Genomic DNA, 13784 nt, shown 5'->3' on the forward strand with positions numbered 1-13784 from the left:
TAGGGCGTGTCTGCTAAATATTCGGCTTTGGATGTTCGAGGCTGGATGGATGCTTCGTGCGAATGTTATTTCAGATGAGTTGTGGTCGGTGATTGAGCCTGTAGTCGCGACTGCAGGGGGCCGGCGAGGGCGGCCCTGGAACGATCACCGTTTGACGCTTGAGGGTATTTGCTGGCGTTTTCGCACCGGTTCGCCGTGGCGTGACCTGCCGGTTAAGTTCGGTGCCTGGCAGTCGGTGTGGGAGCGCCACCGGCGGTGGTCTGTCGACGGGTCCTATGAGCAGATGTTCGCGGCGGTAAAGACGGCAACCGGTGCCCAGGACACGGAGTTGGAGTCACTGCTCTCCGTTGATTCGACCAGTGTTCGGGCACATCAGCATGCTGCCGGAGCGCCCAAGGTGACGGTCGATCCAGACCACACAGGGGGCAGTGCCGAGTTACAAGTTTCTGCCCAGCGAGCCGGCTGACCACGCGATCGGACGCTCTCGAGGCGGGCTGACAACAAAGATCCATGCTCTTACCGACCGGGCGTGCGCGCCTGTCACGATGCTGCTGACTCCCGGCCAGGCCGGTGATAATCCGCAACTGGTGCCCTTACTCGAAGCCCATAAGATTCAAGACGCCACGCAGTTCCGGCTGCTCGCCGATAAGGCCTACTCCCATCCCTCCACGCGCACCGAGTTGAGGTCCCGCCGGATCAGGCACACCATCCCGGAGCGCTCAGATCAGATTGAACGCCGGAAGGCCAAAGGCTCAGCCGGTGGAAGGCCACCGGCCTTCGATCAGGCAATCTACAAGGAACGCAACACCGTGGAACGCGGCTTCAACCGCCTCAAACACTGGCGCGGCATCGCAACCCGCTACGACAAGTACGCCACCACATTCCTCGGCGGGGTACTACTAGGAGCGATCACAACATTCCACCGAGTACACAATTAACAGACACGACCTAGACCCCAGGCGCGTCCGCGTGCTCCTTGCCGTCGCCCGCACCGGCGGCGTCCTTGCAGCCGCTGATGAACTGCGCATTACGCCGTCCGCGGTGTCCCAGCAGCTCAGCAAACTGGAGGATGAAACCGGACACGCCCTGCTGCTGCGCACTCCAAAGGGTTCTGTGCTGACCCCTGCCGGCCTGGCCATCGCGGAAGCCGGCGAGGAGATCGAGCGCGCACTGAGCGTGGCCCTGGCACGGATGGAAGGCGGCGCGAAAGTCGAAGGACTGGTGCGTGTTGGCGGGTTCACGAGCTTTGTGCGAACGTGCGTTATCCCGCGCCTTCCCGAATGGCGGAGCCAGTACCCGAAGTTGCAGGTCCAGATCGTGGAAGACGACTTTCCGGTCCTGATGCGGCAGTTGCGCCAGCGCCAGCTTGATGCCGTCGTTGTGGAACTGGATTCGACCGCAACCGAGCAGAGTTCCCTTGCTGCGGGACTGATCGAGGAGCCGTTGCTGGACGAGCCCTGGAAGCTGGTGGTGCCAGCGGGCTCCCTGCTCAGCACCGAGAACCTCGACCTCGGGCGCCTGCCCCTTCCATGGCTGGGGGTGGAGCCCTCAGCAGCCAACTTTTCGGTGCTCGGACGGCTGGGCCGGGTCACCGGTGCGCAGGTGGAAACCGTGCACCAGTACCAGGACACCCTGACCGCACTCGCCCTCGTCGCTGCCGGCGAGGGTGTCGCCATCGTACCCACCCTCGCCCTGACCGGCGTCGTCCAGGGCGGGGTGGAAGTCCTGGACGTTCCCGGGCTGGGTACGAGGCGCATCGTCCTGCGGCGGTTCGACGGACGACGGCGGCGCACCAGCATGCCCGTGGACACAGTCTCGCGCCTCCTGCGGGAGTCCGCGGCCGCGTTCGACACGAGGTCTGCGTCCTGACCAGCCCTACCGGTGGCCGGTCAGCCGGGAAGTGGAAGCCCCGCCGCGGTCAGAGGCTGGTGTAGCCGCCATCCACCAGGTAGTAGCCGCCGGTGGAGAACGAGGCCTCGTCCGAGAGCAGGAAGCACACCATGTGGGCGACTTCCTCTGCCGTGCCCAGACGGCCCAGTGGGTGCTTGCTGATCAGACCGTTCCTGGCCTCTTCGGTCAAGTGTTTTTGCAATAGTGGGGTGTCGATGTAGCCCGGGCCCACTGAGTTGATGCGCAGGCCCTGGGCCCCGTACTCGGCGGCCGCGTTCTTGGTCAGCCCCACCACACCATGTTTCGCGGCGGTGTACGCACTGCTCTGCGGAGCGGCTACGGCGCCGTGAATTGAGGCCATGTTGACGATCGCGCTCTCCCGCGCTCCGGCGTCGAGCATGGCGGGGATCTGGTAGCGCATGCCGTACAGGACACCATTGAGGTTGATGCCGATGACCTTGTCCCAGTCATCCAAATCGAGTTCCCCCGCGGGTGAGGGCTTGCCCCCGATGCCTGCGTTGTTCACGGCATAGTTGAGTTTTCCGTAGGTTTCCACGGCGAACTGCACAGCCTTTTCGTTGTCCTCCTTGACCGCGGTGTTGCCCTGGACGGCGGCAGCGGTCCCGCCGGCCTGGCCTATCTCCTTGGCCACACGCTCGGCGGCCGCCAGATCGAGGTCCAGGACCACCACCTTGGCGCCCTTGGCCGCCAATTCCTTCGAAGTGGCTTCGCCGATCCCCGAGCCGCCACCCGTGACCAGTGCAACTTTGTCCGTGAACTGCGCCATGCCCATATCCTCGATTCTGAGCCCGCCGGTTCCTGTCGGGCTCGCTAATGTCTGCCAACGGGCCGCGTGCAGGGTGCCTGCGCGGTCGGTAACACCATACCCGCGGGTGGTCGTTTCCTAACGGGGAACCTGCGCGCCGGTTCACCCCTGCGAATGCGTCCTGAGGCCGGTGCTCGACTGCGCCTGGTAGCCCAGGTTTCGGGACACCGCCCGGGCCGCAGCCCGCACCGCCGGGGCCAGGACGTTCGGGGGAGTGGACCCATCCGGCACCACGATGGACAACGACGCCGCCACAGCGCCCTGCGCGTCGAGGATGGGGGACGCCACGGAAACCGTCATGGATGGTTGGGTGCGGCGGATCATTGCGATGCCCGTGCGGCGGACGTCGGACAAGGTCCGCCGCAGTTGCCCCTCGGGCATCTCGGCCACCCCCGGTTCCTTCTCCGGCGGTTTGGCCAGGATGGTTTCCTGGAACTGCTGGTCCGCGCCGGCCAGCAGCACCAGCCCGACGGCGGTGGACCGCAACGGTGCCCGCCCGCCCACCCGGTAGGCCACTTCGGTGGCGTCCTTGGAGGATAACCGCTCGATCAGCACCGCTTCCTCGTTGTCCCGCACCGCCAGCAGGACGTGGTGCCGGGTGACTTCGAACAGGTCCTCGAGGTACGGGAGCGCTATCTCGCGGACCCCGTGCCCGCGCGGTGACAGGGACGCCACCTCCCAGAGCCGGACGCCCACCACGTAGCGGCCGTCGTCCAGGCGTTCCAGCGCACCCCACGCCACCAGCCGGGCAATCAGCCGCAGGGCCGTGGGGGCGGGCATGTCCGCGTACCGCGCCAGTTCGGACAGGGTCAGTGCCCGGCGCCGGTCCGAAAAAACGGCGAGCAGGCTCAGCGCCCGGTCGATGACGGGTTCGCCCTGTTTGGGCCGCTTTCCGCGCGCAGGCGGGGTGTCCGTTTCCGGAGTGGCAGTCATGGCAGTGGTTCCTAGCGCCGTTGGCAGTTCCTGAGGCCCACGGGGAAGGCAGTGAGCTGAACCACAATACTATTCCAACCATTGAAAGAGCTGTGTGGAGGATTAAGGGATGGAAAGGAAACTGGAACTCCCAGCAACCGCCTCCGGGAGTCCTGCCGCATGACCGCCCCCACCCGGCTTCGGGCCGAACACCTGCCTGAAGCCATGGGCTTCACCGTTACCGAACCCCGGCTCAGCTGGACGCCGCCCGCCGGCAGCACCACCCAGACGGCGTACCGGATCACCGCCAGCAACGGCTGGGACACAGGCAGGCAGGAATCGGCGGCGTGCACCACCCCGTATGCCGGCCCCGCGCTGGAATCCCGCAGCCGCTTCGAATGGCGCGTCCGCACCTGGAACACGGATGACGCCGGCAACGAAACACCAACCGGCTGGTCCCGGCCCATGACGATTGAACTGGGCCTCCTGCACACCTCGGACTGGACGGCGCAGTGGATCGGCGCCGACGAACCGCAGATCCCGGCACCGGGGGAGCGCCCAGGCTACGCCTTCACCAAAACCTTTTTGCTCGACTCCGCTCCGGCCACGGCCCGCGCCTATGCCACCGCGCACGGCATCTACGAACTCTTCATCAACGGCCGCCGCGTGGGCGACCAGCAGCTCACCCCAGGCTCCACCAGCTACAACACCACCCTCCAGGTCCAGGCTTATGACATCACCGGTCTGTTGCGGACGGGCAGCAATACCGTCCGCGCTGTCCTTACCGACGGCTGGTACCGCGGCACCTTTGGGTACACGCGCGACGCCGACATGTACGGCACGCGAACGGCTTTCCTTGCGCAGCTCGAGGTGGAGTCAGGGACCGGCACACAGGTCATCGGCACCGACGGCTCGTGGCTGGTGTCCGCCACGGAGATCACCGTCGCCGACCTCATGGCGGGCCAGCGGGTTGACTTCCGGATGGCCGACGGCGGCAGGGCGGCCGGGCGGCGGGACGCACCTGCGCTGCGTGCCGCCGTCGTCCGTCCCGGCAGCCACGAAGCCCTCACCGGGCCCATCGGTCCTCCCGCCCGGGTGACGCAGGAATTGGCCCCCGCATCCATCACGCGGCTCCCCAACGGCCACCAGGTGGTGGACTTCGGCCAGAACTTCCACGGCTGGGTCCGGCTCGGCAGGCTGGGAGCCCCCGGCGACACCGTCACCCTGGAATACGGCGAATCCCTCGGCCAGGGCGCAGACGTCACCCGGGACCACCTCCGCCCGCATGACTTCCGCCGCCCCGGCGGATTCCTGGACGCCGGGCAGGTGGATACCGTCATCTCCTCCGGCGCCCCCGGCGAAGTCTTCGAGCCACGGCACACCACCCACGGGTTCCGGTACGTCTCGGTGCAGGGCATGCGGGAGGACCTGCAGCCAGGGGACGTCACGGGCCACCTGGTCCGGAGCGACCTCCAACGGATCGGCACCTTCAGCTGCAGCAATGAGCGGCTGAACAAGCTTCACGAAATCGTGGAATGGAGCTTCCTGGGCAACTCCTGCGAGGTCCCTACCGACTGCCCGCAGCGCGAAAAAGCTGGCTGGACGGGGGACTGGCAGGTTTTCGTGCCCACCGCCGCCTACCTGTATGACGTCACCGGGTTCTCCCGCAAATGGCTTCGGGACGTCCGCGCAGACCAGTGGGAGAACGGCGTGATCGCCAACATCTCGCCCACGCCCGGGCCCGCGATCACCTCGGCCGAATTCATGGGCTTCACCAACGGGTCCGCCGGCTGGGGCGACGCAGTCGTGATGGTGCCGTGGGAGCTGTACCGGGCAACCGGTGACGCCTCTGTCCTGGCCGAGAACTGGGATGCCATGAAGCGCTGGCTGGGCTTTGTCCGGACCTCCGCAGAAGCCCAGCGGCACGCCTCCCGGGCCGCCGCAAGCCCCACCCCGGCGGCGCACGAGCAGTACCTGCGGGACACCTGCTTCCACTTCGGCGAGTGGATGGAACCGGACGGGCCCGAACCGGACCTGTTCGCCGCCCGCACCGCCGACCACGGCATCGTGGCCACCGCCTATTACCGGCACACCACCCTTTTGATGGCGCGCATCGCCCGAGTGCTGGGGCACCACGGGGAGGCCGCGGAACTGGCGGGGCTGTCGCGCCGGATCCGGCAGGCCTGGGAGACGGAATACCTTGACGCATCCGGCCGCGTGACGGAGCCAAGCCAAGCCAACTGCGTCCGCGCCCTCGCCTTTGACCTCGTGCGCCGGCAGCACCGCGGCACGGTCACTGCCCAGCTCACCTCGCTCATCCGGGACGCCGGCGCGCACCTGGGCACGGGCTTCCTGGCCACCCCCTACCTGCTGCCCGTCCTGGCTGACAACGGTGCGCTGGGGCTGGCCTACGAACTGCTGATGCAGGACACCGGACCATCTTGGCTGGCCATGGTGGACCGCGGCGCCACCACTGTTTGGGAACTGTGGAATGGCATCGACGCCGACGGCAACCCGCACCAGTCACTCAACCACTACACCAAGGGCGCCGTGGTGTCCTTCCTGCACCGATACACGGCTGGGCTGCGCCAGTCACCAGGCAGTACCGGCTGGGAGCGGATCATCATCGAGCCGCGCCCCGGCGCCAGCCTCACCTCCGCGGCCACGTCTCACCTTGGCCCGCACGGACTGATCGAGGTGGCCTGGACGCTGGAGGAGCGTGCCGCGGCGCACCCCGCCGGGGTGAACAACGAAAAGGACGACGGCGTGCTGACGCTCACTGCCACGATCCCGGCCGGCACCACGGCGGAGGTGCTGCTGCCCGGCGGACCGGCCGCCGTCGTCGGCCCCGGCACCCATACTTTCGTTGCCGCCGCCGGCGGGGACGGCACCCAACTTGAGCTGATGAGGAGCACACTATGACAGTGGAAGAAACCACCGGAGTCCTTGACCCTGCCCCCGAAGTGTCCCGCCCGGGAGGCCAGGACATCCCGCCGTTCCCGGTCTTCGACGCCCCAGGGACGCCGGAGCACGTCTCCGATATCTCAGCCCTGCACCGGGAAGTCACCTACGCCAGGGCCATCGGTTTCCGGCCCCTGAAAATGGACATCTGGCTTCCGCGCACGGCTTCCGGGCCCGTTCCGCTGGTGCTCTGGGTACACGGCGGAGCGTTCCAGCTGGGCGACCGGCGGGAACTGCCGCCCACCTTCGCGCCCGGCTCGGTCTTCCGGCTGCTCAACGAGGCCGGCATTGCCTGCGCCACCGCCGACTACCGGCACTCCCTCGAAGCCCCGTTCCCCGCCCAGCTCCACGACCTCAAGGCCGCGGTCAGGTACCTGCGGGAATTTGCCACCGTCCTCAACGTCGACCCGGAACGGTTCGGCGCCTGGGGCGAATCCGCCGGCGGCCATCTCGTGGCGCTGCTTGGACTCACCGGCAACCGCGGCGACCTCGAGGGCGGCCTCGGCGCACAGGGGCACTCCAGCGGTGTCAGCGCCGTCGTCGACTTCTATGGCGTGTCTTCACTTGCCGAGCTGCCGCCGATGGCAACGCCGGACGGGCTGTTCCCGCCCGCGCTGACCGCCGCCGTGCCACCGGGAATGTCCCTGCAGCCGGAATACATGCTGGTGGGTGGATCGGACGATCCGGAACTGCTCGCCGCGGCCAGCCCGGTCAGCTACGTGACCGCGGGCGCCGCTCCGTTCCTGCTGGTCCACGGCGACGCCGACGGACTGGTCCCGCATGCCCAGACGGATGCGCTTGCGGCAGCGCTTACCGATGCCGGGGTGGAACACCAGGTGCTGACCATCGAGGGTGGGGACCACTGCTTTTTCGGCGCCGAAGACCAGCTGGACAGCATTCTGGCCGCCGCCGTCGACTACTTTTCCAGGAAGCTTGGTACACCATGACACCCACCAAACCTGCCGCCTCCGCGCCGGCGGCCGGCCCGCAGACCGACGGCCAAGCGCCCGACGCAGGATTCGCGGAGTACCTGGCAAGCCCGGAAGGGCCGCAGTTCCTGAACCCGGACGCGGCCCGGTCGCCTGGTCCGGAGGTGCCGGTCCGCACTGTTAGCGCGGAGGGCCGGCACGGCCCGGTGGGCGTCCGGATCTACGGTGAACCTGCCCGTCCGGACAGCCCCGCACTGGTGTGGCTGCACGGCGGCGGCTTCGTCAGCGGCAGTGTAGACAGCCCCGAATCGGACTACCTGGCACGGTTCCTCGCGGACCGCGGGACGCCGGTGCTCTCCGTCGACTACCGCCTGGCGCGAAATGGCGTCTCCTTCCCCATCCCGCACGACGACGCCCTGGCCGGCTGGTTCTGGGCCCGGAACAACGCCGAAACGCTGGGCCTTGATCCGGCCCTGCTCTGCCTGGGCGGGGCCGGCGCCGGCGGCAACCTCGCCGTGGGCGCCACGCTCTACCTGATCGATGCGGGTAAACCGCTGCCCGCGAAACTCCTGCTGGCCTATCCGTTCCTGGACGCCGAACTCCCGCCGCCCGCCGGCGGACTGGACGATGAGGTCATGGCGCGTTTGCCGCGCCACCTGCGCTTCACGCTGGAGGACTGCATCCGGACGGCGGAAAACTACGCGGGTGGGCCGGTCAGCATGGCACCGTCCTACGCCATGCCGGGCTACGCGGACCCTGCCGGACTTCCGCCTACCGCCTTGCTTGCCTGCGAGTACGACGACGCCCGCGGCTCAACCGAGCAGTTTGCCACGGCGTTGGAGCGGGTCGGGGTTCCGGTCTCCTACTTCCTGGCCGAGGGCGCCGTGCACGGCCACCTCAACCACACGGCCGGGCTTCCGGAGGGGCAGGCGGCACTGGATTTCCTGGCGCGGGAGCTGGCGGGGGTGCGGCGGGCGTAATTACAGTTGAGTCCGCAGGCGCTGCTTGCCTACCCAGGGTTGGTGCTGCCTTCGACCACCGAAGCATGGCTGCTGGACCAGATGTCGCCCATTTCCTCTGTGGACTGCTCCACGATCCTGCTCATCGCGGCGTGGGCGGCACTGGCGTCACGGTGCTGGATTGCGCTGGCCACATCCACATGCATCTGCAGTGCTTCATGGTCCGGAAGATGGGGCATCAGGCCGTGCTGGGTCCGGCCCGCCAGCACTTCCGCCACGAGTTTATGCAGCTGCGAAAACATCAGGTTGCCGGAGGCATCGAGGACCGCTGCATGGAACTCGATATCGAGTCGCAGGAAGTCTTCCTGGTCTCCCCGCTGCCCCGCGGCCCACAGCCGGGCGGCCATGGAAACAAGGTCGCTGGCCTGGTCAAGTGAGGCCCGTTCGGCGGCCAGCCGGGCGGCCTGCGGCTCAATGGCGCCGCGAAGTTCGTTCAGGGCCTGCAGCTGCTCCAGCCGCTTGGCCGAGGCCAGGCGCCACCGGATCACCTGGGGGTCGTAGAGGTTCCAGCTGGCCTCCGGCTGCACCACCGTCCCGAGGCGTCGCCGGGACTCGAGCATACCCATGGAGGACAGGACGCGGGTGGCTTCCCTGATGACGGAGCGCGAAACCTTGTGCTGCGCCTCCAGCTCGTCCAGCCGGAGGATGGAGTTTGGTGCCAGTGTCCCCTCGGCAATGGCGAGCCCCAGGTTCTCGACCAGCGATGAATGCAGGTCAGGGGACAACGCCGCCTTTGGGATGGTCATGAATAAATCATATGGGGGCCCGCAAGGTCTTGTATATGTCTGTCTTATTTGTCTATGCTCGCTGAACACAGCAGACGTAACGAGGCGTTTGTAACCGGCCCGCCGAGTTGCGGGCCACGATGGCAAGGGAGTCGTAATGAAGCGGCGTTCAATTGTGAAGTACGCAGCCGTGGCCGCTGCGATGTCGCTGGGGCTGACCGCCTGCGGCGGCGGCGGAGGCGGCAGTGACCAGGCGAAACAGTCCGGAACAGTCCGGGTCACGCTTGCCAACCATGTCTGGACCGAAGGCATCAAAGCCGCGATTCCGGAGTTCGAGAAGTCCAGCGGGCTCAAGGTCGAACTGACCCAGCTGGGCGAAGACCAACTTTCGGACCAGTACAACGTCAAGCTCAACGCAGGCAGCGACGAAATCGACGTCATGATGTACCGCCCGCTGCAGGAGGGCAAAGCCTTCGCCAAGAACGGCTACCTGGCGGACCTGACCAGCAAGGTATCCTCCGACTCCAACTGGGACTGGAAGGACTACCAGGAAGGCCCGGTCAAGGCCACCACTGCTGACGGCAAGGTGGTTGGCGTGCCGATCATCACCGAACGCGAGGTCCTCTATTACCGCAAGGACCTGCTGCAGGCCGCGGGGCTCCAGGTCCCCAAGACCATGGAGGAGCTTGAAGCCGCAGCCAAGGCCATCAAGGCTTCTTCGCCTGACACCGCAGGTTTCGTAGCCCGCACCGGCAAGTCAACTGCCGTCACGCAGTTTTCCAGCTTCCTGTACAGCTTCGGCGGTGACTTCATCGACTCCAGCGGGAAGGCTTCCGTCAACACCGATGCCGCGAAGAAGGCCTACGCCTACTACGGCGGCCTGATCCGCAACTACGGCCCGGCCAACGTCAGCACCGACATGAGCTGGCCGGAGGCAATGGCCATCTTCACCCAGGGCGGTGCCGCCTTCTACACCGAGGCTGACTCCCTCTACAAGAACGCCACCGACCCCGCCAAATCCAAGGTCGCGGACAAGGTAGGTTTTGCCCCGCTGCCCGCGGGCCCCGCCGGAAGCAAGCCGTACAACATCCCTTCCTGGGCCCTTGGCGTCAACCAAAACTCCAGCAACCAGGACAACGCCTGGAAGTTCATCCAGTGGGCCACCAGCAAGGAACGCACGCTGGAAGCCCAGAAGGCGGGCGTCCCCGGCCCCCGTTCCTCAGTTTGGTCCAACCCGGAAGGAACCTCCACCTACCCGAAGGACCTCGCTGACGCCATCGCCGCCAGTGCCAAGAACGGCGTCGGACATGACCGTCCGGAAGTAATCACTGTCGGCAAGGCCCGCGAAATCGTGGGCGGGCCCATTGTTGCCAGCATTACCGGCGGCGACACTGCCGCCGCAGCCAACGACGCGCAGACAGCTTTCCAGACCTTCCTGGACAGCGAAAAGAAGTAGCGCCTGCGGCGCCACTGCCGCACCAGCCCGCCGGGACGGTANCGCGGCCCCACTTCACCCCCAACTTTTTAGGTGAACCATGTCTGTATTGAACCCTCCCCGCAGCGCCGGCACCCGCAAGGCCAGCGGCCGCAAGGGCGCAGGGGGGAGCTTTTCCGCCTGGGCCAACCGGCACCGCAAATGGCTCTTCGCCGCACCGGCCATGATCTTTGTCGGCGTCCTGATCATTTTCCCCCTGGCCTGGACCTTGTACCTGAGCCTTACCGACTCCCAGGGCTCTGTCCGCGCCGCCACCGACTTCATCGGCTTCAAGAACTACCTCACCGTCCTGACGGACCTGGAGCGGTTCTGGCCGGCGGTGGGCCGCACACTGTCCTTCACCGGCCTGGCACTAGCCTTCGAGGTGGTCCTCGGCATGGGCATCGCGCTGCTCCTGTGGCGGCCCTTCCGGGGCGAAAAGTGGGTCCGGGTGGCCATCCTGCTGCCGCTGGTGGCCACGCCCGTGGCCGTCGGCATGATGTGGCGGCTAATCTTCGATCCAAACATTGGCTTCGCCAACCAGCTCCTGGGCGCCATCGGCATTCCGCCCCAGCCGTGGCTGTCCGGGCAGGACACCGCCCTGGGCACCACCATCTTCATGGACGTATGGCAGTGGACCCCCATGGTGGTGCTGATCCTGCTCGCCGGCCTGACCTCGTTGTCGGATGAGCCGGATGAAGCTGCCCGCGTGGACGGCGCAAACGCCTTCCAGCGGTTCTTCTTCATCACCCTCCCGCTGATGATGCCCACCGTTATCGTCGCCATCCTGCTGCGGGGCATCGACGCCCTGAAGACCTTCGACATCCTGTACGCCACCAAGGGCAAGGGCGGCGGTTCGTTCCACGAAGTGGAGACGCTGAACGTCTACGCGTACGGGCTGAGCTTCGACTACAACCAGTACGGGCTCTCCTCCGCCGTTTTGATCCTGTTCTTCCTGATCATCATCGGCATCATGTGGCTGCTGACCATGCGCAAGAAAGCGGTAAGCAAATGACCGTCGTGACAGATTCCACCACCACCGCTGCCAAGCGGACGCCACGGCGGCGCAAGCCGCTGGCCACCCGCGCCTACAAAGTGTTCCGGGTTGTCGCCCTGATCGTTGTGGTGCTGTTCCTGCTCGCACCGCTGTTCTGGATGCTGCTGGCGTCCCTCAAGACCAACGTGGACATCTATGACACTGCCAAGGCGGTGGTGTTCTCGCCCACGTTCGAGAACTACGCCAACGTGCTCCAGCGCAACAACTACTTCGTCTTCATCTTCAACAGCTTCTGGGTGGCCTTTGTCTCCACGGCACTGTCGATCGTCCTCGGCGTCCCCGCCGCGTACGCGATGAGCCGCTTCACCATGCACCGCTCCGCCCTCGTGGTCCTGATGGCGCGCGTTATCCCGGGCGTCTCACTCCTGGTGCCCTGGTACTACGTCTTCTCCAACCTGCGGATGGTGGGCAGCTTCGAAGTGCTGATCCTCAGCCACATGTTCGTCGCCCTGCCCCTGATCGTCTACATCATGATGAGCTACTTCGATTCACTTCCGCTGGAACTGGAGGAATCGGCCGAGGTGGACGGGCTTACGCCGATCGGCGCTTTCCGCCGGATCACGCTGCCGCTGGCCGTGGCCGGCATCGCGACCGCGGGCATCCTGTCCTTCATCTTCTCGTGGAACAACTTCATGTTTGCCCTGGTGCTCTCCGGCTCCAAGACCAAGACACTGCCGGTGGCGATCTTCGACTTCGTCTCCTACGCCAGCATCGACTGGGGCGGGCTGATGGCCGCGGCGACGGTCGTGACCATCCCCATCATGATCATTGCGCTCTTCACGCAGAAGTACATCGTCTCCGGCCTGACCGCCGGCGCCACCAAGGGTTAGGAATCACCCCGTGACCGTCATCAGCCGGATCGAAACTTTCCTCGTTGCACCCCGTTGGCTCTTCGTCCGGATCGAGACCGAAAGCGGCATCGTGGGGTGGGGCGAGGCCACCTGCGAGGGCCGCAGCGAAACCGTGCGCGCCGCCGTCGGACAGCTCTCGGAACTGCTCACCGGCCGGGACGCGCTCCGGATCGAAGACCACTGGCAGGTCATGACCAAAGGGTCCTTCTACCGGGGCGGGCCCATCCTGGCCAGCGCAGTCTCCGGCCTGGACCAGGCACTCTGGGATATAGCCGGCAAGCACTTCAACACCCCTGTGCACCAGCTCCTGGGCGGCCACGTCCGTGACCGGATCCGGATGTACGGCTGGGTGGGCGGCGACGAGCCGAACGAGGTGGCTGACCAGATCAGCGCCCAGTTGGAAGTGGGGCTCACGGCGGTCAAGATGAACGCCAGCGGGCGAATGAGCCCGGTGGCGTCGGTCGCTGAGATCGACGGCGTCATCCGCCGGGTGGCCGCCGCCCGCCAGGTCCTGGGCGACCACCGCGACGTCGCCGTCGATTTCCACGGCCGCTTCAGCCTGGCCAATGCCAGGCGCGTTGCCCCGTTGTTGGAACCATTCCGGCCCTTCTTCCTCGAAGAGCCCGTGGTCCCGGAAAACACCCACCTGCTCCGCGAGTTCACGTCCTCCACCACCACCCCGGTGTCCACGGGGGAGCGGCTCTACAGCCGGCAGGAGTTCCTGCCCGCGCTGCAGGCGGGCATCGCGGTCGCGCAACCGGACCTCTCGCATGCCGGCGGCATCACCGAGGTCCGCAAGATCGCCGCGCTGGCCGAGGTCTACGAGGTCCAGCTTGCCCCGCACTGCCCGCTCGGCCCACTGGCGCTCGCCGCCTGCCTCCAGGTGGGCTTCGCCACGCCCAACTTCCTCATCCAGGAACAAAGCATCGGTATCCACTACAACCAGGGCGCCGAAGTCCTGGACTACGTGGTGGACAAGACGCCGTTCAAGTTCGTGGACGGTCACATCGAGCGGCTCACCGGGCCCGGGCTGGGCGTCGACATCGACGAGGCCGTGGTCCGTGCCGCGGACAAACGGGGCCATGCCTGGCGCGGCCCCGTATGGCGCCACCCCGACGGATCCTTCGCAGAATGGTGAAA

At 66.5% G+C, this 13784-nt stretch carries 11 protein-coding genes and 1 pseudogene; 9 read left to right on the top strand and 3 right to left on the bottom strand.

The features are described 5' to 3' along the window. The first annotated feature begins 49 nt into the window (after window positions 1-49). Window positions 50-938 (top strand): annotated as a pseudogene (locus tag ACTJK0_RS17895) (IS5 family transposase). Between the two features lie 31 nt (window positions 939-969). Continuing rightward, window positions 970-1869: a LysR family transcriptional regulator gene (locus ACTJK0_RS17900; protein WP_440746107.1), complete on the top strand. Its 900-nt coding sequence runs from the start codon at window positions 970-972 to the stop codon at window positions 1867-1869. 49 nt (window positions 1870-1918) lie between these two features. On the opposite strand, the gene ACTJK0_RS17905 is transcribed toward ACTJK0_RS17900, so the two are convergent. Further along, window positions 1919-2677 carry a glucose 1-dehydrogenase gene (locus tag ACTJK0_RS17905; protein WP_110542558.1) on the bottom strand — a complete coding sequence of 253 codons (759 nt, stop codon included), beginning with the start codon at window positions 2675-2677 and terminating at the stop codon, window positions 1919-1921. Window positions 2678-2818: 141 nt separating this feature from the next. After that, entirely contained in the window at window positions 2819-3649 is an 831-nt protein-coding gene (locus tag ACTJK0_RS17910) for an IclR family transcriptional regulator (protein ID WP_110542431.1), read from the bottom strand. A gap of 159 nt (window positions 3650-3808) precedes the next feature. Between ACTJK0_RS17910 and ACTJK0_RS17915 the strand changes: the two genes are divergently transcribed. From ACTJK0_RS17915 to ACTJK0_RS17925, 3 genes are read left to right on the top strand one after another with little or no spacing between them, the layout of a single operon-like run. Continuing rightward, window positions 3809-6550: a family 78 glycoside hydrolase catalytic domain gene (locus ACTJK0_RS17915; protein WP_440746108.1), complete on the top strand. Its 2742-nt coding sequence runs from the start codon at window positions 3809-3811 to the stop codon at window positions 6548-6550. Beyond that, window positions 6547-7536 carry an alpha/beta hydrolase fold domain-containing protein gene (locus ACTJK0_RS17920; RefSeq protein WP_440746109.1) on the top strand — a complete coding sequence of 330 codons (990 nt, stop codon included), beginning with the start codon at window positions 6547-6549 and terminating at the stop codon, window positions 7534-7536. The genes ACTJK0_RS17915 and ACTJK0_RS17920 overlap by 4 nt, the downstream gene beginning before the upstream one ends. After that, a complete protein-coding gene (locus ACTJK0_RS17925) occupies window positions 7533-8498 on the top strand; it encodes an alpha/beta hydrolase (RefSeq protein WP_440746110.1) in 966 nt (321 codons plus the stop codon). Before ACTJK0_RS17920 ends, ACTJK0_RS17925 begins: the two co-directional genes overlap by 4 nt. 29 nt (window positions 8499-8527) lie before the next feature. Here ACTJK0_RS17925 and ACTJK0_RS17930 read toward each other — a convergent pair whose 3' ends face one another. Then, window positions 8528-9283, bottom strand: coding sequence for a FadR/GntR family transcriptional regulator (locus tag ACTJK0_RS17930; protein WP_440746111.1), 756 nt, complete (start codon window positions 9281-9283; stop codon window positions 8528-8530). Window positions 9284-9419: 136 nt separating this feature from the next. Here ACTJK0_RS17930 and ACTJK0_RS17935 point away from each other — a divergent pair, with 136 nt between their 5' ends. The 4 genes from ACTJK0_RS17935 to dgoD all read left to right on the top strand — a co-directional run bounded on the left by ACTJK0_RS17935 (window position 9420) and on the right by dgoD (window position 13782). Beyond that, entirely contained in the window at window positions 9420-10718 is a 1299-nt protein-coding gene (locus tag ACTJK0_RS17935) for an ABC transporter substrate-binding protein (RefSeq protein WP_110542436.1), read from the top strand. 79 nt (window positions 10719-10797) lie between these two features. Further along, the gene (locus ACTJK0_RS17940; protein ID WP_440746112.1) at window positions 10798-11751 is read left to right on the top strand and encodes a carbohydrate ABC transporter permease; all 954 of its coding nucleotides are present in this window, start codon (window positions 10798-10800) and stop codon (window positions 11749-11751) included. Further along, on the top strand, window positions 11748-12623 hold the full coding sequence (locus tag ACTJK0_RS17945) for a carbohydrate ABC transporter permease (protein ID WP_110542437.1): 876 nt from the start codon (window positions 11748-11750) through the stop codon (window positions 12621-12623). The genes ACTJK0_RS17940 and ACTJK0_RS17945 overlap by 4 nt, the downstream gene beginning before the upstream one ends. 10 nt (window positions 12624-12633) lie before the next feature. Next, on the top strand, window positions 12634-13782 hold the full coding sequence (dgoD, locus tag ACTJK0_RS17950; protein WP_440746113.1) for a galactonate dehydratase: 1149 nt from the start codon (window positions 12634-12636) through the stop codon (window positions 13780-13782). Window positions 13783-13784 lie beyond the last annotated feature (2 nt).

The organism is Paenarthrobacter sp. 22069 (genome assembly GCF_052046035.1).
In the GTDB taxonomy this organism is placed as follows: Bacteria; Actinomycetota; Actinomycetes; order Actinomycetales; family Micrococcaceae; genus Arthrobacter.